Raw genomic sequence first — 19,818 nt, 5'->3', positions numbered from 1 at the left:
AAATAGGCGGGCACGACGGACGATCAGCGTTTAATGATCGTTTTCGTGGTAATGGTTTTCGTGATGACGATGGCGCGCGCACCCGCACGGGCTGTGTTGCCGTGGAGTTTCAAGACCGGGGAGATCAGGGAAAGATGCGCCATCGTTCGAGTCTACACAAAGCCGGTGGCCCGCACAACGGCCAACCGCACGCGAACCGGCCGATTTCGCGGCCCGTTCGCACCCTTTCTACATGATTGCGTTACAGCGCCGCGACCACCGCGTCGCCCATCGCCGTCGTGCCGACCTGCTGGCAGCCCGGCGTCGCGATATCGCCCGTGCGGTAGCCCTGTTCGAGCACCGTTTTCACCGCGCGCTCGATGCGATCGGCCTGCTCGGCGCGATTCAGCGAATAGCGCAGCATCATCGCGGCCGACAGGATCGTCGCCAGCGGGTTCGCGATGCCCTTGCCCGCGATGTCCGGCGCCGAACCGTGCGACGGCTCGTACAGGCCCTTGTTGTTCTTGTCGAGCGATGCCGACGGCAGCATGCCGATCGAGCCCGTCAGCATCGACGCTTCATCCGACAGGATGTCGCCGAACATGTTGCCGGTGACGATCACGTCGAACTGCTTCGGCGCCTTCGCGAGCTGCATCGCCGCGTTGTCGACGTACATGTGCGACAGCTCGACGTCCGCGTATTCCTTCGACACGTCGATCATGATGTCGCGCCAGAACTGCGACGTCTCGAGCACGTTCGCCTTGTCGACCGACAGCAGCTTCTTCGCACGCTTGCGGGCCGCCTGGAACGCGACGTGCGCGATGCGGCGCACTTCCGGTTCCGAATAGCGCATCGTGTCGAAGCCTTCGCGCTCGCCGGCGAACAGGCCGTCCGGTGCGGCGCGCACGCCGCGCGGCTGGCCGAAGTAGATGTCGCCGTTCAGTTCGCGCACGATCAGGATGTCGAGGCCCGCGACCAGTTCGGGCTTCAGCGGCGAGGCATCGACGAGCTGCGGATAGCAGATCGCCGGACGGAAGTTCGCGAACAGCTCGAGGTGCTTGCGCAGCCCGAGGATCGCCTGCTCGGGGCGCAGCGCGCGCTCGAGCGAGTCGTACTTCCAGTCGCCCACGGCGCCGAACAGGATCGCATCGGCTTCCTTCGCGAGCTTCAGCGTCGCGTCGGGCAGCGGATGGCCGCTTGCCTCGTAGCCCGCGCCGCCGACCGGCGCCTGTTCGAGTTCGAACTTCTCGTCGAGTGCGTTCAGCACCTTCACGGCTTCATTGACGATTTCCGGACCGATGCCGTCGCCGGGCAGCACTGCAATCTTCATGCGAAATTCCTGACTGGGTAGGTTTTTATGGAGGCAGGCCGGCGAACGCGCCGCCGGCGCGCCCGCCCGAAAGGCGATCTCAGCCGACCAGCTTGGTGTTGAGCCACGGCTGCTTCACGAGGCGCTCGGCTTCGAACTGGCGGATCTTGTCCGCGTGGCGCAGCGTAAGGCCGATGTCGTCGAAGCCGTTCAGCAGGCAGTACTTGCGGAACGCGGCGATCTCGAACGGATACTCGCGGCCGTCGCCCGTGCGCACGACCTGCGCGTCGAGGTCGACCGTGACTTCGAAGCCGTTGAACGCGACCGTCTCGTTGAACAGGTGATCGACCTGCTGCTCGGTCAGCACGATCGGCAGCAGGCCGTTCTTGTAGCAGTTGTTGAAGAAGATGTCCGCGAAGCTCGGCGCGATGATCGCGCGGAAGCCGTACTGCTGCAGCGCCCACGGCGCATGCTCACGCGAGCTGCCGCAGCCGAAGTTCTTGCGCGCGAGCAGCACGGATGCACCCTGGTAGCGCGGCTGGTTCAGCACGAAGTCGGGATTCAGCGGACGCTTCGAGTTGTCCTGGCCCGGCTCGCCGTGATCGAGGTAACGCCACTCGTCGAACGCGTTCGGACCGAAGCCCGTGCGCTTGATCGACTTCAGGAACTGCTTCGGGATGATCGCGTCGGTGTCGACGTTCTCGCGATCGAGCGGCGCCACGACGCCGGTATGCACAATGAATTTTTCCATGATCCGTCTATCCGGTTGGAGGGCCGGCGTTCAGCCGGCGCACATCGACAAATTCTCGGTGGGGGACGTTACTCCGCGGCGCGCTTCAGCGCGCTGCCGGCGGCGTTGACGTCCTGCCCGAAACCCTGGACGGTATTGCAGCCCGCGAGGCCGAAGCCCAGCCCTGCGAGCGCCAGCGCGGCAACCAGCCACGCCACGAATTTCGATGCCGTCATGCGTTACCCCAGCTGGCGAATGTCGACGAAGTGACCTTCGATCGCCGCGGCTGCCGCCATCGCGGGGCTCACGAGGTGCGTGCGACCGCCCGCGCCCTGCCGGCCTTCGAAGTTGCGGTTCGACGTCGACGCGCAGCGCTCGCCCGGATCGAGCCGGTCGGCATTCATCGCGAGGCACATCGAGCAGCCCGGCTCGCGCCATTCGAAGCCGGCGTCCGTGAACACCTTGTCGAGCCCTTCGCGCTCGGCCTGTGCCTTCACGAGGCCCGAGCCCGGCACGACCATCGCGAGCCGCACGTTCGACGCGACGCGCCGGTTCAGCTTCTTCACGACATACGCGGCGGCGCGGATGTCTTCGATCCGCGCGTTCGTGCACGAGCCGATGAAGATCTTGTCGACCTTGATCGATTCGATCGGCGTGTTCGGCTCGAGCGCCATGTAGGCCAGCGCACGCTCCATCGCATCGCGCTTGACCGGATCCTTCTCGCGCTCGGGATCGGGCACGCGGCCGTCGATCGACGTGACCATTTCCGGCGACGTGCCCCACGTGACCTGCGGGACGATTTCGGCTGCGTTCAGCTCGACCACGCGATCGAACTGCGCGCCGTCGTCCGACTTGAACTGGCGCCAGTATTCGACGGCCTGGTCCCATTCCGCGCCGGTCGGCACGAACGGGCGGCCCTTCAGGTAGTCGATCGTCGTATCGTCCACCGCAACCATGCCTGCGCGCGCACCGGCCTCGATCGCCATGTTGCAGACGGTCATGCGGCCTTCCATCGTCAGCGCGCGGATCGTCGAGCCGCCGAATTCGATCGCGTAGCCCGTGCCGCCGGCCGTGCCGATCTTGCCGATGATCGCGAGCACGATGTCCTTCGCGGTACAACCGCGCGGCAACGTGCCCTCGACCTTCACGAGCATGTTCTTGCTCTTCTTCTGCAGCAGGGTTTGCGTGGCGAGCACGTGCTCGACTTCCGACGTGCCGATGCCGTGCGCGAGCGCACCGAATGCGCCGTGCGTCGACGTATGCGAATCGCCGCACACGATCGTCATGCCCGGCAGCGTCGCGCCCTGTTCCGGCCCGATGATGTGGACGATGCCCTGGCGCACATCGTTCATCTTGAACTGCGTGATGCCGAACGCATCGCAGTTCGCGTCGAGCGTGTCGACCTGGAGCTTCGAGACGGGATCGGCAATGCCGTGGCTGCGATCGGTGGTCGGCACGTTGTGGTCCGACACGGCCAGGTTCGCGCTGATGCGCCACACCGGACGCTGCGCCATCTTCAGCCCTTCGAATGCCTGCGGGCTCGTGACTTCATGCAGCAGCTGACGGTCGATGTAGAGCAGGGTCGTGCCGTCTTCCTCGGTGTGGACCACGTGGGTGTTCCACAGTTTGTCGTAGAGAGTCTGTGCCATGGGTATGCGGGGTCGTTGTGACTACAAGCCTTGCGGATGTGATCGATTATGCCACGCAAAATCGGCCCATGGAGTACCACGATAACGGAAAAAGTGAATAAAAACAGTGAGTTGGGTGGTACAGCCGATACCCGGATAAGCATTACCCGGCAACGCGGACACCACGGCGCGGCGGCGATTGCCGCCGCGCCGCGTTGCGCGTGTCAGGGCGACGCGCGCCGGCCGGCCGCTTTCGCCGGCGGCACATACCCGTCGTCGAGCGTCGCGAGGAAAGCCGCGACATCGTCGATATCGCGCGCGCTCCACACCGGTTTCTCGCCGCGCTTGCGCGTGAGCGGCACGTCCGTCGTGTCGACGTTCACGCGCAGAGGCGCAGGCAGGTCGTCGTACTGCACGACGCGGCCGTGCCGGTCGGCCGGATACCACTTCGCGGGGTCGGTATCGCGCTGCACGTAGAAGCGCAGCGCGTCCTTCAGCGTGTGGAAACGGCCGTTGTGGAAGAACACCCGGCGCAGCGACGTGTTGCGCAGCGAAGGCGTCTTGAACAACCCGCAGTTCGCGCGGTCCGCTGCCTGGTCCTTCCGGACGGGACCGCACAGCCCGAGGTCGTAGTAGTCGGGATTTGCGTTCGCGCGCAATTCGCGGTTGCGCGGCACGCCGAGCGCCTCGAACGTGAAGTCGGTCAGCGCGTGGCACGCAACCAAAAACGAAAGGACATGATGATTCCGGAATTGAAGAGGTGGATGAACGGGAAATGCTCCGCGAACGTCCGGCGGCTTCAGCCGTTCGGGTATTCGCGCTTGATCAGGTCGAGCCGCAGCATGCCCAGCTGCACGCCGACGTTGCTCAGCAGGTATAGGTCACGGCGCCGCAATGCGGGCATCTGCGCGGACGCGTCGTAAAGCGACGGCAGCGTCAGGGCCGCCGGCACCGCGGCCTGCATCCCCGCGGCATTCGACACGCGCACGGCAAGCGACGCCTGATCCGTATGGGTGACGATACCGACGTTGCCGAGTGCCGCAGCCGAGCCGGCCTGCTTGACGATCGCGGCAGCGACGCCGTCTGGCGTCGGTATCGGGCTGCCGGCGGCCAGGGCCGGGGTCGCGATCGACGTCACGCCGGCCGTCAGCCCGTATTTCGACGCGAGCACGCTCGCGACTTCCTGCTGCGCGAAGATCCGCACGGCAACCTTCTGGCGCAGCAGGAACACGGCGTCGGCAATCGCCTCGTTCACCGGGCCCGGCACCGGCGCGGCACCGGACGACGCCGCAGTGCGACTGCCGAAGCTGAATGCGGCAATCGTGTTGATCGCCGTGTTCTGGACGGTCGGCGGCATCCACGAGAAAAACGTATCGAACAGGTAACCGGTCTCGTCGGTGGCGGCTGCGCGGTCGTTCAGTTCGTTCGTCAGCTTACCGAGCATCTGGCGTTGCAGTTCGGCGTCTGAAACAGGCGCGTCGCTCGCGAAGGCCGGCGTACTGGCGGCAGCGGTCGCGGCCAGCGCGGAAGCGGAAACGGAAGCGAGAAAATGGCGGCGGGTCTGCATGGTCATCGGATTCGGGAGAAAGAAAGCGCGTCAGCCCTTCGGGAACGCCTGCATCGTCGCGCCGATCGCGCGGCCGAGCATCTGCGCATACATGTCGTGCACGAGGTACAGGCTGCGGTTACGCGTCCACGGCTGGCCCGACTGCGGGTCGTAAAGCGTCGGCAACGACACCTCGGCAACCGCGGCCGCCCTCATGCCCGCCTGTTGCGAGGCCTGGATGCAGCGCTTCGCGTGATCCCGATGACCGACCACCGCGACGCTGCCCATCGCGGCCGCGCCGCCCGCGCGCGACACGGCCTCGGCGGCCACGCCCGCCGTACTGAGGTACACGATCGTGCCGTCGCTCGCGATCACGGGCTCGATCGACGACAGCACGTCGGTGCCCATCCCGTATTTCGACACGAGAAAGCGCGCAATCTCCCACTGCGCGTAGACCTTGACCGGTTTCAGTTGCCGAATACGGTAGACGGCGTCCGCGAGCGCTTCGTTGACGGGCCCCGGATCGGGCAGCGCGGACTGGTTGCCGCCCGTGCTCGACGTATTGCCGCTTGCCGCGTTCGGGCGATTGCCGAAGCTGTACGCGACGATCGCGCCGACCTGGGCCGCCGGCATCGACGGCAAGTCCCAGGTAAAGCCGACGTCGGTCAGCGCCGGCTGGATCGCGCCGACCGTCGCGGCATCGCCGAGCTGCGCATTCAGCTTCGCGGACATTTGCGCGGCCAGCGCCGCGTCGGAAACGGGTGCCGACGTAACGTCGTCGCCACCGCACGCGCTCAGCAGCGGCACAGCCGCGACGGCCGGCGCGGCGGCCAGGAATTTTCTGCGTGAAGCAGCCAGCGGATTCAGTTTCATAAGAAATACGAAATGATGCGAATAACGTCGACGGGATAGCTCGGCATCGCATTCACGGTCACGGGAAATGGCAATCGGGCGGGTCGCGCAGGTGGGCGACGGACGGCCGTGCCGCAGCGCGGATCGAATCGCTGCGTCTCTGTCGATTGACGAGGCCGGATCGTAGTCGGTGTTTATTAAATTGCGGTGAAGCTCACGATAGAATCCGCGCAATCACATCGTCGTTTCACGGATGGACACCGCTGTTTCATGCGTGGCGAGCGCCCGTGTAACTCGTTCCACGGATGGCGATCGCGCGTCCCGCGCGCGCCGTATGACGCCCCGGCATTTCGCGCTACGATGGCACGATCCGTATGGCCCGATCCCCACGATCCAGACCCGGAGCCCCCGCCATGAAGCTCGGCCTGAACGAATCGCTCGCCCGCCTCGACGAAGAAGGCACGCTGTTCACGACACTGTTTCGCCACGGCACGCTCGACGTCGAGCTGTACCGGCCGCGCAGCGAGGACAAGCAGAAGCCGCATACGCGCGACGAGGTCTACGCGATCGCCACGGGCACGTCGCGCTTCGTCGTCGACGGACGCGAATGCGAAGTCGCGGCCGGTGACGTGCTGTTCGTCCCGGCACACGCCGAGCACCGCTTCATCGGCTTCTCCGACGACTTCTCGACGTGGGTGTTCTTCTACGGCCCCGAAGGCGGCGAGCGCGGCGCGTAACGCACGACGCACGCGGCACTTTTCCTGCGATCGCCTAGACTGTCTATTCGCAGCGGGTGGCGCGCGACGCGTGGCCGCCCGGTCGTCACGATGCCGGTGGCAGCCGGCTCAACGAACGGGAAAACAGCATGCGATACGAACTGTATTACTGGCCCGAGATCCAGGGCCGAGGCGAGTATGTGCGGCTCGCGCTCGAAGCGGCCGGAGCCGACTATGTCGACGTCGCGCGCGAATCGGGCCGCGGCATGGGTGTACCGGCAATGATGCGCATGATGGACAGCACGAAGGCGGAATGCGTGCCGTTCGCGCCGCCGTTCCTGAAGGCCGGCGACGTCGTCATCGGGCAGACCGCGAACATCCTGCTGTTTCTCGGCGCGCGGCTGGGGCTCGCGCCCGACGACGAAGCCGGCCGGCTGTGGGTGCACCAGCTTCAGTTGACCGTCGCCGATTTCGTCACCGAGATCCACGACACGCACCATCCGATCGCAAGCGGCCTCTACTACGAGGATCAACAGGCGGAAGCCGCCGAGCGTGCCGCCGATTTCCTCGAAAACCGGCTGCCGAAATTCCTCGGTTACTTCGAGCGTGTGCTCGACCAGAATCCGCACAAGAGCGGCTACCTCGCCGGCAACGCACTCAGCTATGCGGACCTGTCGATGTTCCAGTTGATCGAGGGCCTGCGCTACGCGTTTCCGAAAGCGATGAAGCGTGCGGAGCGGAAGATCGCGGCGCTGGTTGCACTGCACGACCGTGTTGCACTGCATCCGCCTGTCGCGCTCTATCTCGAGTCGGAACGCCGCATCCCGTTCAACGACATGGGCATCTTCCGGCACTATCCGGAGCTCGACAAGTAACGCCGGCACGGCATCCGCACCGCTTCCTTCATGCAGGGCGGCGGATGCCCGCTGCTCACGCGGCGACCGGCGTCTCGTGCAGATGACGCCGCACGCTAGCCGCCCGCATCGGAGCCCGCCGGACAAAACATGCCGGCTCCCGTTACCGCGCTTTCGGTACCAGGCAGTCAGTGCGACTGCCCGTGCTGCGTGGCCGCTGCATCGACGGCCTCGACCGAACGCGTCAGCCACGGCCCGATGTCCATCTCCTCGTAGCGCACGAGCCGGCTCTTGCGCGCACGGCGATACGCCCACCAGATCGCGACGAACAGCGGAATCCACACGTAGATCGACAGCACTTCCATCCAGTCGATACGGGCTGCGAAGAACGCCTGGTAATCCTGCCCGAGCGAGATCACGATGCAGATCGCGATCGCGAACAGCGGCCCGAACGGGAACCATTTCGCGCGGTACGGCAGCTGATCGAGCCGGTAGCCCTGCTTCAGGAACCCCTTGCGGAACCGGTAATGGCAGACCGCGATGCCGAACCACGCGATGAAGCCCGTGATGCCGACCGTGTTCAGCAGCCACAGGTAGATGCTCTGGTTGTTGGTCAGCGACGTGAGGAAGCACAGCCCGCCGACGGCCATGGTCGCGTACAGCGCGTTGCGCGGCACGCCGCCCGGCGATAGCGTCGCGAACATCGCCGGCGCGCGCCCTTCCGCCGCGAGGTTGTACAGCATCCGCGTCGCCGCGTAAGTCCCGGAATTGCCGGCCGACAGCACGGCCGTCAGGATCACGAGATTCATCGCGCCGGCCGCGAGCCGGAAACCCGCATGGCTGAACACCAGCGTGAACGGGCTCACGCCGATGTCGGTCACGTCGCTCTTCAGCAGGTTCGGGTCCGTGTACGGCACCAGCAGCCCGATCACGAAGATCGCGAACACGTAGAACAGCATGATCCGCCAGAAGATCTGCTTCACCGCACGCGGGATCGTCTTGCGCGGGTTTTCCGATTCGCCGGCCGTGATCCCGACCAGCTCGGTGCCGAGAAACGAGAAGCCCGCGATCAGCGCGACGCTCATCATCGCGTGTACCCCGCCGACGAACGGTGCGTCGCCCGTCGTGAAGTTGCGCAAGCCGACCGGATGCCCGTTCCCGATCAGGCCGGCGGCGATCAGCAGCCCGGCCGCGATGAACGCGACCACGGTGACGACCTTGATCAGCGGGAACCAGTATTCCGATTCGCCGAAACCGCGCACCGACAGCGTATTCAGCAGGAAGATCAGCACGAGGAAACCCGCGCCCCACCAGATGCCGGGTAGGGTTGGAAACCAGTAGCGCATCACGATCTGCGCGGCGACCAGCTCGATCGCGATCGTCACGGCCCAGCTGTACCAGTAGGTCCAGCCGAGCGCGACGCCGAAGCCTTCGTCGACGTACTTCTCGCCGTAGATCGCGAACGAGCCCGATACCGGCATCAGCGCGGCCATCTCGCCGAGGCCCGTGACGACGAAGTACACCATCAGCCCGATCGCGATATACGCGGCGATCGCCCCGCCCGGCCCCGCCTGGGCAACCGACGCACCCGACGCGACGAACAACCCCGTGCCGATCGAGCCGCCGATCGCGATCATCGCGATGTGGCGGCCCTGCAGACGGCGCTTCAGCGTCGTTCCGGACGGTGCGGCCGTCTCCGCTTCCGCTTGCAAAGCATCCATAGTGTTCACCCTGGTTCGATTGGAGCCTGACAATTTGCTTCGGAATGCAAATCGTCAGGCCCGGTCATTTGCGTCGAAACCGGCCCTTCCCGGCCGGCCGCATCACACGACGCTGCGCTTGATCGCCTGCAGTTCGGCCGTCGTCACGATCTTCTCGATCCGGAACCGCGGGCTTTCCAGCCACACGTTCGCGATCCGCCGGTACTCGTCGAGATCCTCGCACGCGAGCCGCACGAGAAAATCGAACGTGCCGCTGACGAGCCAGCAATCGAGCACGGCCGGATTCGTCCGCATTTCGTCCTCGAACGGCGCCTGCGAACGCCCGTGGTCGGCCAGCGTGATCTGCGCGATCACGACGATCGGCTTGGTCGCGCGCGGCGCCTTGATCACGGCACGGTACCCTTCGATCACGCCGAGCGCCTCGAGCCGCTCCACGCGCGCCTGGCACGGCCGCGGCGTGAGGTTCACGAGTTCCGACAGCTTCCGGTAGGAAATCCGCCCGTCGGTGCGCAGGATGTCGAGGATCCGGAGATCGATCTTGTCGAGCTGCATCTTCTTGTCGGTCATCCGCGTTCGCTCCGGTCGGGTCGTGGCTGGTGCGCGGAACGTCTCCTGTACCGCGCGGGGGCCACATTATCCGGCCGAAGCGGCCGCGCGCCAATCGGCTAGAACCGCAGCGACAGGCAGGTCAGGCCGCCGTCCATCTTGCGGAACTCGCTCGTATCGATCACGTGCAGCGGCAGCCCGAGCGACGCGATCGCGTCATGCACGCGCGGGTAGCCGGCCGGGGTGATCAGCGTGCCGTTCACGCGCAGCGTGTTGCCCGCGTATTCGTCGGCGTCCGAGATCGCGATCCGGCGATAGTCGGCGAAGGCCGGATGCGCGGCCAGCGCTTCGGTCACGAGCAGCGTGTCGTCGCCGAGCGCGTTGACGACCGACTTGAGATGCAGGCCGGCGCCCACCGGCACCGCGACGACCGAATAGCCGTAGCGCGATACGAGCGATTCGAATGCGGCGATGCCGTCGGCGTCGGTACGGCCCGTCAGGCCGATGTAGAAGCGCTTGCCGACCTGCATCACGTCACCGCCGTCGAGCCGACCGTCCTGCATCGGCAGCAGGTCGCGATGCGCGGCCAGCGCCGCTTCGATATGCACCGTCTCGCCACGCCGCGCGGGCGCACCCGGACGCGTGATCACCGCGAATTCCGGCGTCACGACCGCGGTGTCCTCGACGAAGTGCGAATCGGGGAACGCCTCCAGCGGCGGCAGCTCGGTCAGCTCGACGCCGAGCGTACGCAGCGCTTCGCAGTAAGCGTGGAACTGGGTGAGCGTCTTGTCGTAATCGGGCGCGCCGAGTTCGGCGGTGGTCAGGCCCGCGCCACAGGACGGCGCGGGACGGCGAACGATCGCTTGCGTGAATTGCATCGACTCCTCCATGGTCAGCGCCACACCCGTGCTTCACACGGGGCGGCTGCGTTGTGTCCGGACCATTATCGGAAGCCAAATTGCGCAATTCGCGTCGATTTCGGCGGCGCCGACAGCCGATTGCGTCGAATTGCACGCGGCGCGCAGCGGATTCGGCAGCCCGCCGTTCGCCGCCCGGCGAGCCGCCGCCACGGGCGGCACGCTTGCTACACGCCCGCCCCAAACCCCATCTGCGGACGGCCCAGCGCCGTGAGATCGTCCTCCCCGCCCCGCCCGTCGAATTCGACCTCGAAATGATCGGCCGGGAAATCGGGCGGGCTTTCGCCGCGCAGGAACGCCGCGCGCTGGCGCTGCAGGTACGCGTCGTTCTTCGCGCAACCGGGCGCGGCCGCGATGTACATCACGTTGCTGTCGCCGCTGCCGCGGTGCGCATCCTCGACCGCGTGCACGACGTCGCCGTGCCAGAACACCGCGTCGCCCGGCTCCATGTGCGGGATCGGCACCAGCGCGTCGAGCAGCAGCGCGTGCCATTCGGGCCGGATCGACAACGCGCGGCCCGGGCGCGCGCCGCAGAGGTCGTCGTCGGCCACGTCGTCCTGCAGCGCACGCAGCACGACGTAGGCCATCGCGTTCGCCACCGGGATCAACTGCAGCGTGCCGTCGCCGGGCCCCTGCGGCGTCAGTGCGGTCCAGCCCTGGAACGTGCGGAACATCGAGCACACGGCCGGCGACGGAATCTCCTCGACGTCGGGACGGAACGCCGCATCGAACGGATCGTAATCGCGCCAGCGGCCGGCCAGCACGTGACGGTAGACCTGCCGGAAATTCGCGCCGAGCCAGCGCTCGACCGAACCACCGTCGACATGCGGCGACAGCCCGAGCGACGTCGAGCCGGGCGGGCGGCGGCGAATCCGGTCCGCATAGGCCGGCACCTGGTCGGGATCGAAGTGCGTGCGGCCGCCGTCCGTGTGCCGCCACAGGCGGTTCAGGAACACGCGCGCCTGGGTCAATGCCGGCGACTGGCGCGCAGCCACCTGGGGCTTCGACCAGTAGACGCCGTAGATTTGCGGCTTGCCCGACGCGAGGTTGCCGAAATAGCGGTCCTCGGCACGAGCGTGCAGCCGCTCGGTGAAACGGTTCACGTCCAGGTACGCGCCGATCTCGTCGTTCCAGTCGCGCGCCTGCTGCGCATCGAATACGCCACGGATCACGACCGCGCCATGCGTGCGGATCGCGGCAACCGCGTGCGGATCGACGGCCCCGCCCGCGATGTCCGCGAACGGCACCACCGGAATCACGTCATGACCATGCGCATGCGTACGCCGAATCGCGTCGACCTGCCGCGCGATATCGCCCTCCAGTTCGCGGAACGTGGCCGCATAACCGGGCAAGTCGGCGCGCAGCGCCCTTTTCGCGTCGCGAATCGCGGCAGGCAGGTCGTCAATCGTCAGTTGCATCGTGGTCTCCTCGCTGACAGGTGTCGTGATGTGCTGTCAGCGTACGGCCGGCGCGCGGCCGCGATTACCACTTTCCGGCCAACTATCGATACAATCCAGACAACCGTGCGTCACTCCGGACGATGGCAGACCACGCACAGCTTGTTGCCGTCCGGATCGCGGAAATACGCGCCGTAGTAGTCGCGGTGATAGTCCGGCCGCAGGCCCGGCGCCCCTTCGCAGGTGCCGCCGTGACGCAGCGCGAGCGCGTGACAGCGATCGACGTGCGCGCGGGTCGGCGCAACGAACGCGATCGTGTGGCCATTGCCCGGTTCGGGCGCGCGGCCGTCGAGCGGCTGACCGAAGAAGAACAGCGGCCGCTCGGTGTCGGCCGGCATCCAGCCCGACCAGCCGTCCGGCTCGCGGAATTTCAGGCGCAGCCCAAGTTCCGCGAACAGCGGTGCGTAGAAATCGTAGGCGCGCGCGGTGTCGGTCACCCCCACGCAAACATGTGAAAACATGGCATCGCTCCGTCGTGACGATCGACCACGATCATGCCACGGCGCGATGCCGCTCTCCCCCGGAGACCGCGATGAAACCGCAGTACGAGCACGTGACGTTCGCCCCCGGCTGTTCGATCCGCGTCTATCACCGTCAGCTCGCGCGCATTCCGTTCGAATGGCATCGCCATCCCGAATACGAGCTGACGCTGACGCTCAACAGCCGCGGCCGGCGCTTCATCGGCGATCACGTCGCGCACTACGCGGACGACGACCTGGTGCTCGTGCCGCCCAACCTGCCGCATACCTGGTCGTCGAATGCACGCATCGATCGCGATGCGCCCGAAGTCGCGCTCGTCATCTGGTTCGACGGCGACTGGGCGCGGCGTCTGGCCGACTGTTGCCCCGAATACGCACCGCTGCGCTCGCTATTGCGGCGTGCCGCACCGGGCCTGCGCTTCGACACGGACACGGCCCGCGCGATGCGCGCAAGGTTGCCGCAGTTGCTCGATCCGTCGCCACGTACACGGCTCGCAGCCGCGCTCGACACGCTCGCCGATCTCGCGGAAGCCGGCGGCGAACCGCTCGCCACCGCACACGCGTACGACCGGGTCGACGGCACGACCCCGCCCGCCAACGTCGCCGCCCCGGAAGCCGAACGCCTCGACCGCGTGCTCGATACGATCGACCGGCACTTCCACGAGCCGTTGCGCATCGACGCGCTCGCCGCCACCGCGCACATGTCTGAACGCACTTTGCAGCGCCTGTTCGTCCGGCATCTCGGCGAAAGCGTCGGCCGCTACGTGCAGCGGCTGCGGCTTGCGCACGCGTGCCGTCATCTCGTCGGCACCGACTGGCCGATCGCGACCGTGGCCGCGCGCTGCGGCATTCCGAATGCCGCGAACTTCAATCGCCAGTTCCTCGCCGCACGCGGGATGACGCCCGGCGCATACCGGCAATTCTTCGTGCAGCACGGCCACGCGCCCGATGACGACGCACCCGCACTCGACACGCGCCCGCCGTCGCTTGAGCGCTGCGCCGGCCCGGGCGAAGCTCGGCCGCACAAATGAAAACACCCCGACGGGATGACCCGTCGGGGTGTCGTGGCGTTGCGATCGCCCGACGCGAGCGGCCAGCCGGCCGTTCGCGCCGCGCACGACTTAACGTGCGTTGAGCGGCTTCGCTTCGCGCGGCGTATCGCCGATGAACAGCTGACGCGGACGGCCGATCTTCTGTTCCGGATCGCCGATCATTTCGTTCCACTGTGCGATCCAGCCGACCGTACGTGCCATCGCGAAGATACACGTGAACATCGACGTCGGGATGCCCAGTGCGCGCTGGACGATGCCCGAGTAGAAGTCGACGTTCGGGTACAGCTTGCGCGACACGAAGTATTCGTCTTCCAGCGCGATTTTCTCGAGCTGCATCGCGAGCTTGAACAGCGGGTCGTCGTGCAGGCCCAGTTCGTTCAGCACTTCGTAGCACGTTTCGCGCATCAGCTTCGCACGCGGGTCGTAGTTCTTGTACACGCGGTGACCGAAGCCCATCAGCTTCACGCCCGAATTCTTGTCCTTCACCTGCTTGATGAATTCGGGGATGTTGTCCGGCGAACCGATCTGCTCGAGCATGTTCAGCGCGGCTTCGTTCGCACCGCCGTGCGCCGGGCCCCACAGACAGGCGATACCGGCAGCGATACAGGCGAACGGGTTCGCGCCCGACGAGCCGGCCAGGCGGACGGTCGACGTCGATGCGTTCTGCTCGTGGTCGGCGTGCAGGATCAGGATGCGGTCGAGCGCGCGGACGAGCACGTCGTTGACCTTGTACTCTTCGCACGGGTTCGAGAACATCATGTGCATGAAGTTCGCGCTGTACGACAGCGAGTTCTTCGGATACACGAACGGCTGACCGATGCTGTACTTGTACGCCATCGCGACGAGCGTCGGCAGCTTCGCGATCATGCGGATCGCCGACACGTCACGGTGACGCGGATCGTTGATGTCGAGCGAGTCGTGGTAGAACGCCGACAGCGCGCCGACTGCAGCGACCAGGATCGCCATCGGGTGTGCGTCGCGACGGAAGCCACGGAAGAAGAAGTGCATCTGCTCGTGCACCATCGTGTGCTTCGTGACGGTGTCGACGAATTCCTTCTTCTGCGCTGCGTTCGGCAGTTCGCCCTTCAGCAGCAGGTAGCAGCTTTCGAGGAAGTCCGCGTTTTGCGCGAGGTTGTCGATCGGGTAGCCGCGGTACAGCAGCTCGCCCTTGTCGCCGTCGATGTACGTGATCGCCGAATTACAAGCTGCCGTCGACATGAAGCCCGGGTCGTACGTGAACTTGCCGGTCTGGCCGTACAGCTTGCGGATGTCGATCACGTCCGGGCCCATCGTGCCCTTGTAGATCGGCAGTTCGACGCTCGGCGAGTTGTCGCTGAACGATAGCGTGGCTTTAACATCAGACGGAGTCATGGCACATCCTCAATCGAAATAAAGAAACGGGATTCGATAACGGGCACAACGCGTTACACCTGGGCGTTACACGTTGCGCAGCATCTCCAACAGCCGGTGAATATCCGGGCTGTCTAGGTCGCCTTCTGGTTCCTTGCGCGCGAGGAGCAAGTCCATCAGGTCGTTGTCGCTCAGATCGAGCAGGCGCGACAACGCGCCTACGTCTGCATCGGTGAGGTCATGCTCGTATCTGCTGAAGAAACGCTCGAAAATGATGTCGTTCTCCAGCAGACCCCGCCGCGCACGCCAGCGAAGGCGTGCGCGACGGTGCGGGTCGGATTGATGCGAATCGCTCATCTCGACTTAAACAGCGCGGCGGACCATCAGTTCCTTGATCTTGCCGATCGCCTTCGTCGGGTTCAGGCCCTTCGGGCAAACGTCGACGCAGTTCATGATCGTGTGGCAACGGAACAGACGGTACGGGTCTTCCAGGTTGTCGAGACGCTCGCCGGTGGCCGTGTCGCGGCTGTCCGCGATGAAGCGGTAAGCCTGCAGCAGGCCGGCCGGGCCGACGAACTTGTCCGGGTTCCACCAGAAGCTCGGGCACGACGTCGAGCAGCTCGCGCACAGAATGCACTCGTACACACCGTCGAGCTCGTCGCGCTCTTCCGGCGACTGGAGGCGTTCCTTCTCCGGCGGCGGCGCGTCGTTGATCAGGTACGGCTTGATCGAGTGGTACTGGTTGAAGAAGTGCGTCATGTCGACGATCAGGTCACGCACGACGGGCAGCCCCGGCAGCGGACGCAGCACGATCTTCTGCGGCAGGTCGTTCAGGTTCGTCAGGCACGCGAGACCGTTCTTGCCGTTGATGTTCATCGCGTCCGAACCGCACACGCCTTCACGGCACGAACGGCGGAACGACAGCGTCTCGTCCACGGCCTTCAGCTTGACCAGTGCGTCGAGCAGCATGCGCTCGTGCTCGAGCTCCAGCTCGTACGTCTGCATGCGCGGCGCTGCGTCCTTGTCCGGATCGTAGCGGTAGACTTCAAAAATGCGTTTTGCCATTTCGGATTCCTTTGACTCGGCTTAGAACGTGCGCGGCTTCGGCGGCACGGATTCGACCGTCAGCGGCTTCATTTGAACCGGCTTGTAGTCGAGGCGATCGCCTTCGCTGTACCACAGCGTGTGGCGCAGCCAGTTGTCGTCGTCGCGGTGTTCGTAGTCGCTGTGCGCGTGTGCGCCACGGCTTTCCTTGCGCGCTTCCGCCGACACCATCGTCGCGCGGGCCACTTCGATCAGGTTCTCCAGCTCGAGCGCTTCGACGCGCGCGGTGTTGAACACCTTCGACTTGTCCTTCAGGTGGATGTTTTCCACGCGCGCCTTCAGGCCGGCCATCTGGTCGACGCCTTCCTTCAGCAGTTCCGACGTGCGGAACACGCCTGCGTGCTTCTGCATCGTCGCGCGGATGTCGTTCGCGACGTCCTGCGTGTACTCGCCCGAGCTCGACTTGTCGAGCTTGTTCAGGCGCGCCAGCGAGAACTCGCCTGCATCGGCCGGCAGCGGCTTGTGTTCCTTCTGGTTCTTCACGTGCTCGACGATGTGGTTGCCGGCCGCACGGCCGAACACCACGAGGTCCAGCAGCGAGTTCGTGCCGAGGCGGTTCGCGCCGTGCACGGACACGCACGAGCATTCGCCCACTGCGTAGAAGCCGTTGACCGGATCCTTGTGGCCACGCGACGTGCCGACGACCTGACCGTGGATGTTGGTCGGGATGCCGCCCATCTGGTAGTGGATCGTCGGGACGACCGGGATCGGTTCCTTGATCGCGTCGACGTTCGCGAACTTCAGCGCGATTTCGCGGATCGACGGCAGACGCTTCATGATCGTCTCGGCGCCGATGTGCGACAGGTCGAGCAGCACGTGATCCTTGTTCGGACCCACGCCGCGACCTTCCTTGATTTCCTGGTCCATCGAACGCGACACGAAGTCACGCGGCGCCAGATCCTTCAGCGTCGGCGCGTAGCGCTCCATGAAGCGCTCGCCGTTCGCGTTGCGCAGGATACCGCCTTCGCCGCGCACGCCTTCGGTGATCAGCACGCCCGCGCCGGCCACGCCGGTCGGGTGGAACTGCCAGAACTCCATGTCCTGCAGCGCGATGCCCGAACGCGCCGCCATGCCGAGGCCGTCGCCGGTGTTGATGAACGCGTTGGTCGATGCCGCGAAGATCCGGCCTGCGCCGCCCGTCGCGAACAGCGTCGTCTTGCCTTCCATGATGTAGACGTCGCCCGTCTCCATCTCGAGGGCGGTCACGCCGAGCACGTCGCCGTCCGCGTCGCGGATCAGGTCGAGCGCCATCCATTCGACGAAGAACTGCGTCTTCGCTTCGACGTTCTGCTGGTACAGCGTGTGCAGCAGCGCGTGACCGGTACGGTCGGCGGCCGCGCAAGCGCGCTGGACCGGCTTCTCGCCGTAGTTCGCGGTGTGGCCGCCGAACGGGCGCTGGTAGATCGTGCCGTCCGCGTTGCGGTCGAACGGCATGCCGAAGTGCTCGAGTTCATACACGACGTTCGGCGCTTCACGGCACATGAACTCGATCGCGTCCTGGTCGCCGAGCCAGTCGGAGCCCTTGATCGTGTCGTAGAAGTGGAAGTGCCAGTTGTCTTCGCTCATGTTGCCGAGCGACGCACCGATACCGCCCTGCGCGGCCACCGTGTGCGAACGGGTCGGAAACACCTTCGACAGCACGCCGACCGACAGGCCCGCGCGCGACAGTTGCAGCGCTGCGCGCAAGCCGGAGCCGCCTGCGCCGACGATCACGACGTCAAACTTGCGGCGCGGGAGGGAAGTTTTGATTGCAGCCATTCTTTACACTCTCCAGAGAATCTGCGCGGCGTAGCCCGCACATGCGAGCAGCCAGACGATGGTCAGCGATTGCAGCAGCAGGCGCACACCGACGGGCTTCACGTAGTCCATCCAGATGTCGCGCACGCCGACCCATGCGTGGTAGAAGAGGGAAAGCAGCATCACGAAGGTCGCGAGCTTCATCCATTGCGCGGCGAAGATCGATGCCCAGCCTTCGTACGAGAAATCGTGCGCGCCGAAGAACAGGACGAGCAGAATGACCGTGTAGACCGCCATGATCGTGGCGGTGATGCGCTGCGCAAGCCAGTCGCGCAGGCCGTAATGTGCGCCGACGACGAGGCGCTTCGAGCCGATTCGGTTATTGGCTGCCATTTTCTTAGAATGCTCCGAACAGTTTGAGTGCCATGGCGATCGTCAGCGCGATCGAGACGACAAAGACGACGACTGCCGTCCGCTTGCCGCCTTCCTTCGTGACGGCGTCGTGGTTGACGTCCATCAGCAGGTGGCGAATGCCGGCGCAGAAATGGTGGAAGAAGGCCCACGACAGTGCGAGGACGATCAGCTTGACGATGATGTTGGAGAGGAACTGCTTGAAGACTTCGAAGCTGAGCTCGGAGGTGAGGCTCTGGTCGAAGAGGAACAGCAAGAACGGCAGGAACAGGAACAGCAGCGCGCCGCTGACTCGATGGAGAATCGACAAAGTCGCTGCCAGCGGCATGCGATATTTCATCGTGATATCGGCGAGTCCGATGTTCCGGTATTCCGGCCTCGGCTTTCTTACTGCATCAGTCATGCTAGACCCCTACTATGTTGTCACACTAATCCGCGATTTTAGCGCCTTTTTATATCGCGCTGCAGCGAAAGTCTGCTCTGGATAGTTGCGCGAACAAGAACAAAGGCGGCCCGAAACGTGCTTCGCGAACGTGGGGAACGCGAACGCACTCGGCTTGAGCCGATACACCGTCAACTCAAGTCATTCTGATAGTAGTACCCGGTTGTGACATACCAGCCGCGACGCACTTCCACCGGCCGGTCTCCGTATGTATAGGACACACGCTCGACCGACAGCAACGGGAAACCTGCCGGCACGTGCAGCAGGTCGGCCACCGCCGGCTCCGCCGCTACCGCGCGGATCTTTTCCGTCGCGCGGATCATCCGCGTGCCGAACTCCGTCTCGAACATCGCGTAGAGCGGCCCCTTGTACTCGCTCAGCCGCTCGAACGTGAGCCCGCGGAACATCGCGCCCGGCAGCCAGATCTCGTCCAGCACCGTCACTTCGTTCTCGAACTCCAGCAGGCGGCGCACCTGCACGACGGGATCGGCCGGCTTCAGGTCGAGTTGCCGCGCGATCTCGGCCGGCGCGCGCAGGCGCCGGCATTCGAGCAGGCGGCTCACGTGCGGATGCTCGGCACCGTCGTCGGCCAGCAGCCGCAGGAAGCGGAACTGCGCGCGATCCTCGTTGTGCGTTGCAACAAAAGTGCCCTTGCCCTGCCGCCGGACCACGAGGTTTTCGGCGGCCAACTCGTCGATCGCCTTGCGGACGGTGCCCTGGCTGACCTTGTAGCGGGCCGCGAGCTCCACCTCGCTCGGGATGATCTCGCCCGGCTTCCACTCACCGGTTTCGAGACTTTGCGTGATCAATGACTTAATCTGCTGGTATAACGGGCTGAACGTCGGCGACGGAGCCGCCGCAGGCGAAGGTGCGGGATCGCTCGCGCCCGGCTGCCCTGGGCCGCCTGCGCCGGTCTGATTCGCGGTATTCGCCTGATTCGATGTCATGGCGCGCATTTCATCACAAACCGCACTTTTAAGTCCACTCA

General features: G+C 65.4%; 22 protein-coding genes and 1 pseudogene. 3 read left to right on the top strand and 20 right to left on the bottom strand.

Features of this window, described 5'->3' with window-relative positions; translation table 11 throughout:
• Positions 1 to 23: 23 nt before the first annotated feature.
• The 8 genes and pseudogenes from F3J15_RS38210 to F3J15_RS10340 all read right to left on the bottom strand — a co-directional run bounded on the left by F3J15_RS38210 (position 24) and on the right by F3J15_RS10340 (position 6,065).
• On the bottom strand, positions 24 to 143 hold the full coding sequence (locus F3J15_RS38210) for a hypothetical protein (RefSeq protein ID WP_047850271.1): 120 nt from the start codon (positions 141 to 143) through the stop codon (positions 24 to 26).
• Positions 144 to 241: 98 nt separating this feature from the next.
• The gene (gene leuB / locus F3J15_RS10370; RefSeq protein ID WP_046549898.1) at positions 242 to 1,309 is read right to left on the bottom strand and encodes a 3-isopropylmalate dehydrogenase; all 1,068 of its coding nucleotides are present in this window, start codon (positions 1,307 to 1,309) and stop codon (positions 242 to 244) included.
• Positions 1,310 to 1,388: 79 nt separating this feature from the next.
• On the bottom strand, positions 1,389 to 2,039 hold the full coding sequence (gene leuD, locus F3J15_RS10365) for a 3-isopropylmalate dehydratase small subunit (RefSeq protein ID WP_069251144.1): 651 nt from the start codon (positions 2,037 to 2,039) through the stop codon (positions 1,389 to 1,391).
• Positions 2,040 to 2,107: 68 nt separating this feature from the next.
• Positions 2,108 to 2,254: an entericidin A/B family lipoprotein gene (locus F3J15_RS10360; RefSeq protein WP_166890478.1), complete on the bottom strand. Its 147-nt coding sequence runs from the start codon at positions 2,252 to 2,254 to the stop codon at positions 2,108 to 2,110.
• A 3-nt stretch (positions 2,255 to 2,257) separates the two neighbouring features.
• The gene (gene leuC, locus F3J15_RS10355; RefSeq protein WP_069251142.1) at positions 2,258 to 3,667 is read right to left on the bottom strand and encodes a 3-isopropylmalate dehydratase large subunit; all 1,410 of its coding nucleotides are present in this window, start codon (positions 3,665 to 3,667) and stop codon (positions 2,258 to 2,260) included.
• A 203-nt stretch (positions 3,668 to 3,870) separates the two neighbouring features.
• Positions 3,871 to 4,353 (bottom strand): annotated as a pseudogene (locus tag F3J15_RS10350) (cytochrome-c peroxidase); the annotation flags it as partial.
• A gap of 92 nt (positions 4,354 to 4,445) precedes the next feature.
• Positions 4,446 to 5,213 (bottom strand): Tat pathway signal protein, encoded by a 768-nt coding sequence (locus tag F3J15_RS10345; RefSeq protein ID WP_166890475.1) that lies wholly within the window; start codon positions 5,211 to 5,213, stop codon positions 4,446 to 4,448.
• A gap of 30 nt (positions 5,214 to 5,243) precedes the next feature.
• Positions 5,244 to 6,065, bottom strand: coding sequence for a hypothetical protein (locus F3J15_RS10340; RefSeq protein WP_166890472.1), 822 nt, complete (start codon positions 6,063 to 6,065; stop codon positions 5,244 to 5,246).
• Positions 6,066 to 6,457: 392 nt separating this feature from the next.
• Here F3J15_RS10340 and F3J15_RS10335 point away from each other — a divergent pair, with 392 nt between their 5' ends.
• Entirely contained in the window at positions 6,458 to 6,781 is a 324-nt protein-coding gene (locus tag F3J15_RS10335) for a cupin domain-containing protein (RefSeq protein ID WP_166890470.1), read from the top strand.
• A gap of 128 nt (positions 6,782 to 6,909) precedes the next feature.
• On the top strand, positions 6,910 to 7,635 hold the full coding sequence (locus tag F3J15_RS10330) for a glutathione S-transferase (protein ID WP_069252887.1): 726 nt from the start codon (positions 6,910 to 6,912) through the stop codon (positions 7,633 to 7,635).
• Between the two features lie 167 nt (positions 7,636 to 7,802).
• On the opposite strand, the gene F3J15_RS10325 is transcribed toward F3J15_RS10330, so the two are convergent.
• The 5 genes from F3J15_RS10325 to F3J15_RS10305 form a co-directional block, all read right to left on the bottom strand.
• Positions 7,803 to 9,335 carry an amino acid permease gene (locus F3J15_RS10325; protein ID WP_166890467.1) on the bottom strand — a complete coding sequence of 511 codons (1,533 nt, stop codon included), beginning with the start codon at positions 9,333 to 9,335 and terminating at the stop codon, positions 7,803 to 7,805.
• 102 nt (positions 9,336 to 9,437) lie between these two features.
• The gene (locus F3J15_RS10320) at positions 9,438 to 9,902 is read right to left on the bottom strand and encodes an Lrp/AsnC family transcriptional regulator (RefSeq protein ID WP_089447388.1); all 465 of its coding nucleotides are present in this window, start codon (positions 9,900 to 9,902) and stop codon (positions 9,438 to 9,440) included.
• 98 nt (positions 9,903 to 10,000) lie between these two features.
• Positions 10,001 to 10,759: an arginine deiminase family protein gene (locus F3J15_RS10315; RefSeq protein WP_166890465.1), complete on the bottom strand. Its 759-nt coding sequence runs from the start codon at positions 10,757 to 10,759 to the stop codon at positions 10,001 to 10,003.
• Positions 10,760 to 10,965: 206 nt separating this feature from the next.
• A complete protein-coding gene (locus tag F3J15_RS10310; RefSeq protein WP_166890462.1) occupies positions 10,966 to 12,216 on the bottom strand; it encodes a DUF1479 domain-containing protein in 1,251 nt (416 codons plus the stop codon).
• Between the two features lie 110 nt (positions 12,217 to 12,326).
• Positions 12,327 to 12,716 carry a VOC family protein gene (locus F3J15_RS10305; RefSeq protein ID WP_166890459.1) on the bottom strand — a complete coding sequence of 130 codons (390 nt, stop codon included), beginning with the start codon at positions 12,714 to 12,716 and terminating at the stop codon, positions 12,327 to 12,329.
• Positions 12,717 to 12,787: 71 nt separating this feature from the next.
• Between F3J15_RS10305 and F3J15_RS10300 the strand changes: the two genes are divergently transcribed.
• Positions 12,788 to 13,765: an AraC family transcriptional regulator gene (locus F3J15_RS10300; protein WP_166890456.1), complete on the top strand. Its 978-nt coding sequence runs from the start codon at positions 12,788 to 12,790 to the stop codon at positions 13,763 to 13,765.
• 90 nt (positions 13,766 to 13,855) lie between these two features.
• On the opposite strand, the gene gltA is transcribed toward F3J15_RS10300, so the two are convergent.
• From gltA to F3J15_RS10265, 7 genes are all read right to left on the bottom strand, one after another.
• Entirely contained in the window at positions 13,856 to 15,157 is a 1,302-nt protein-coding gene (gltA, locus tag F3J15_RS10295; protein WP_069251133.1) for a citrate synthase, read from the bottom strand.
• A 66-nt stretch (positions 15,158 to 15,223) separates the two neighbouring features.
• Complete coding sequence (locus F3J15_RS10290; protein ID WP_039358259.1) at positions 15,224 to 15,493, bottom strand: succinate dehydrogenase assembly factor 2; 270 nt, start codon at positions 15,491 to 15,493, stop codon at positions 15,224 to 15,226.
• Between the two features lie 6 nt (positions 15,494 to 15,499).
• Positions 15,500 to 16,201 carry a succinate dehydrogenase iron-sulfur subunit gene (locus tag F3J15_RS10285; protein ID WP_011355743.1) on the bottom strand — a complete coding sequence of 234 codons (702 nt, stop codon included), beginning with the start codon at positions 16,199 to 16,201 and terminating at the stop codon, positions 15,500 to 15,502.
• Positions 16,202 to 16,222: 21 nt separating this feature from the next.
• On the bottom strand, positions 16,223 to 17,998 hold the full coding sequence (sdhA, locus tag F3J15_RS10280; RefSeq protein ID WP_069251132.1) for a succinate dehydrogenase flavoprotein subunit: 1,776 nt from the start codon (positions 17,996 to 17,998) through the stop codon (positions 16,223 to 16,225).
• A 3-nt stretch (positions 17,999 to 18,001) separates the two neighbouring features.
• Positions 18,002 to 18,370, bottom strand: a complete 369-nt coding sequence (gene sdhD / locus F3J15_RS10275; protein ID WP_011355745.1) for a succinate dehydrogenase, hydrophobic membrane anchor protein — start codon at positions 18,368 to 18,370, stop codon at positions 18,002 to 18,004.
• A 4-nt stretch (positions 18,371 to 18,374) separates the two neighbouring features.
• Positions 18,375 to 18,791 (bottom strand): succinate dehydrogenase, cytochrome b556 subunit, encoded by a 417-nt coding sequence (sdhC, locus tag F3J15_RS10270; RefSeq protein WP_069251131.1) that lies wholly within the window; start codon positions 18,789 to 18,791, stop codon positions 18,375 to 18,377.
• A gap of 170 nt (positions 18,792 to 18,961) precedes the next feature.
• Positions 18,962 to 19,786, bottom strand: coding sequence for a GntR family transcriptional regulator (locus F3J15_RS10265; RefSeq protein ID WP_039358249.1), 825 nt, complete (start codon positions 19,784 to 19,786; stop codon positions 18,962 to 18,964).
• Between the last annotated feature and the right edge of the window lie 32 nt (positions 19,787 to 19,818).

The organism is Burkholderia sp. Ap-955, assembly GCF_011753045.1.
In the GTDB taxonomy this organism is placed as follows: Bacteria; Pseudomonadota; Gammaproteobacteria; order Burkholderiales; family Burkholderiaceae; genus Burkholderia; species Burkholderia lata_D.
The sequence above is the reverse complement of the archived record's forward strand: the minus strand, read 5'-3'. Positions and strand labels throughout refer to the sequence as shown.

Excerpts from the sequence above, each read along its gene's own strand:
- F3J15_RS38210 (WP_047850271.1), bottom strand. The coding sequence starts at position 143 with ATGGCGCATCTTTCCCTGATCTCCCCGGTCTTGAAACTCCACGGCAAC.
- leuB (WP_046549898.1), bottom strand. The coding sequence starts at position 1,309 with ATGAAGATTGCAGTGCTGCCCGGCGACGGCATCGGTCCGGAAATCGTC.
- leuD (WP_069251144.1), bottom strand. The coding sequence starts at position 2,039 with ATGGAAAAATTCATTGTGCATACCGGCGTCGTGGCGCCGCTCGATCGC.
- F3J15_RS10360 (WP_166890478.1), bottom strand. The coding sequence starts at position 2,254 with ATGACGGCATCGAAATTCGTGGCGTGGCTGGTTGCCGCGCTGGCGCTC.
- leuC (WP_069251142.1), bottom strand. The coding sequence starts at position 3,667 with ATGGCACAGACTCTCTACGACAAACTGTGGAACACCCACGTGGTCCAC.
- F3J15_RS10345 (WP_166890475.1), bottom strand. The coding sequence starts at position 5,213 with ATGCAGACCCGCCGCCATTTTCTCGCTTCCGTTTCCGCTTCCGCGCTG.
- F3J15_RS10340 (WP_166890472.1), bottom strand. The coding sequence starts at position 6,065 with ATGAAACTGAATCCGCTGGCTGCTTCACGCAGAAAATTCCTGGCCGCC.
- F3J15_RS10335 (WP_166890470.1), top strand. The coding sequence starts at position 6,458 with ATGAAGCTCGGCCTGAACGAATCGCTCGCCCGCCTCGACGAAGAAGGC.
- F3J15_RS10330 (WP_069252887.1), top strand. The coding sequence starts at position 6,910 with ATGCGATACGAACTGTATTACTGGCCCGAGATCCAGGGCCGAGGCGAG.
- F3J15_RS10325 (WP_166890467.1), bottom strand. The coding sequence starts at position 9,335 with ATGGATGCTTTGCAAGCGGAAGCGGAGACGGCCGCACCGTCCGGAACG.
- F3J15_RS10320 (WP_089447388.1), bottom strand. The coding sequence starts at position 9,902 with ATGACCGACAAGAAGATGCAGCTCGACAAGATCGATCTCCGGATCCTC.
- F3J15_RS10315 (WP_166890465.1), bottom strand. The coding sequence starts at position 10,759 with ATGCAATTCACGCAAGCGATCGTTCGCCGTCCCGCGCCGTCCTGTGGC.
- F3J15_RS10310 (WP_166890462.1), bottom strand. The coding sequence starts at position 12,216 with ATGCAACTGACGATTGACGACCTGCCTGCCGCGATTCGCGACGCGAAA.
- F3J15_RS10305 (WP_166890459.1), bottom strand. The coding sequence starts at position 12,716 with ATGTTTTCACATGTTTGCGTGGGGGTGACCGACACCGCGCGCGCCTAC.
- F3J15_RS10300 (WP_166890456.1), top strand. The coding sequence starts at position 12,788 with ATGAAACCGCAGTACGAGCACGTGACGTTCGCCCCCGGCTGTTCGATC.
- gltA (WP_069251133.1), bottom strand. The coding sequence starts at position 15,157 with ATGACTCCGTCTGATGTTAAAGCCACGCTATCGTTCAGCGACAACTCG.
- F3J15_RS10290 (WP_039358259.1), bottom strand. The coding sequence starts at position 15,493 with ATGAGCGATTCGCATCAATCCGACCCGCACCGTCGCGCACGCCTTCGC.
- F3J15_RS10285 (WP_011355743.1), bottom strand. The coding sequence starts at position 16,201 with ATGGCAAAACGCATTTTTGAAGTCTACCGCTACGATCCGGACAAGGAC.
- sdhA (WP_069251132.1), bottom strand. The coding sequence starts at position 17,998 with ATGGCTGCAATCAAAACTTCCCTCCCGCGCCGCAAGTTTGACGTCGTG.
- sdhD (WP_011355745.1), bottom strand. The coding sequence starts at position 18,370 with ATGGCAGCCAATAACCGAATCGGCTCGAAGCGCCTCGTCGTCGGCGCA.
- sdhC (WP_069251131.1), bottom strand. The coding sequence starts at position 18,791 with ATGACTGATGCAGTAAGAAAGCCGAGGCCGGAATACCGGAACATCGGA.
- F3J15_RS10265 (WP_039358249.1), bottom strand. The coding sequence starts at position 19,786 with ATGCGCGCCATGACATCGAATCAGGCGAATACCGCGAATCAGACCGGC.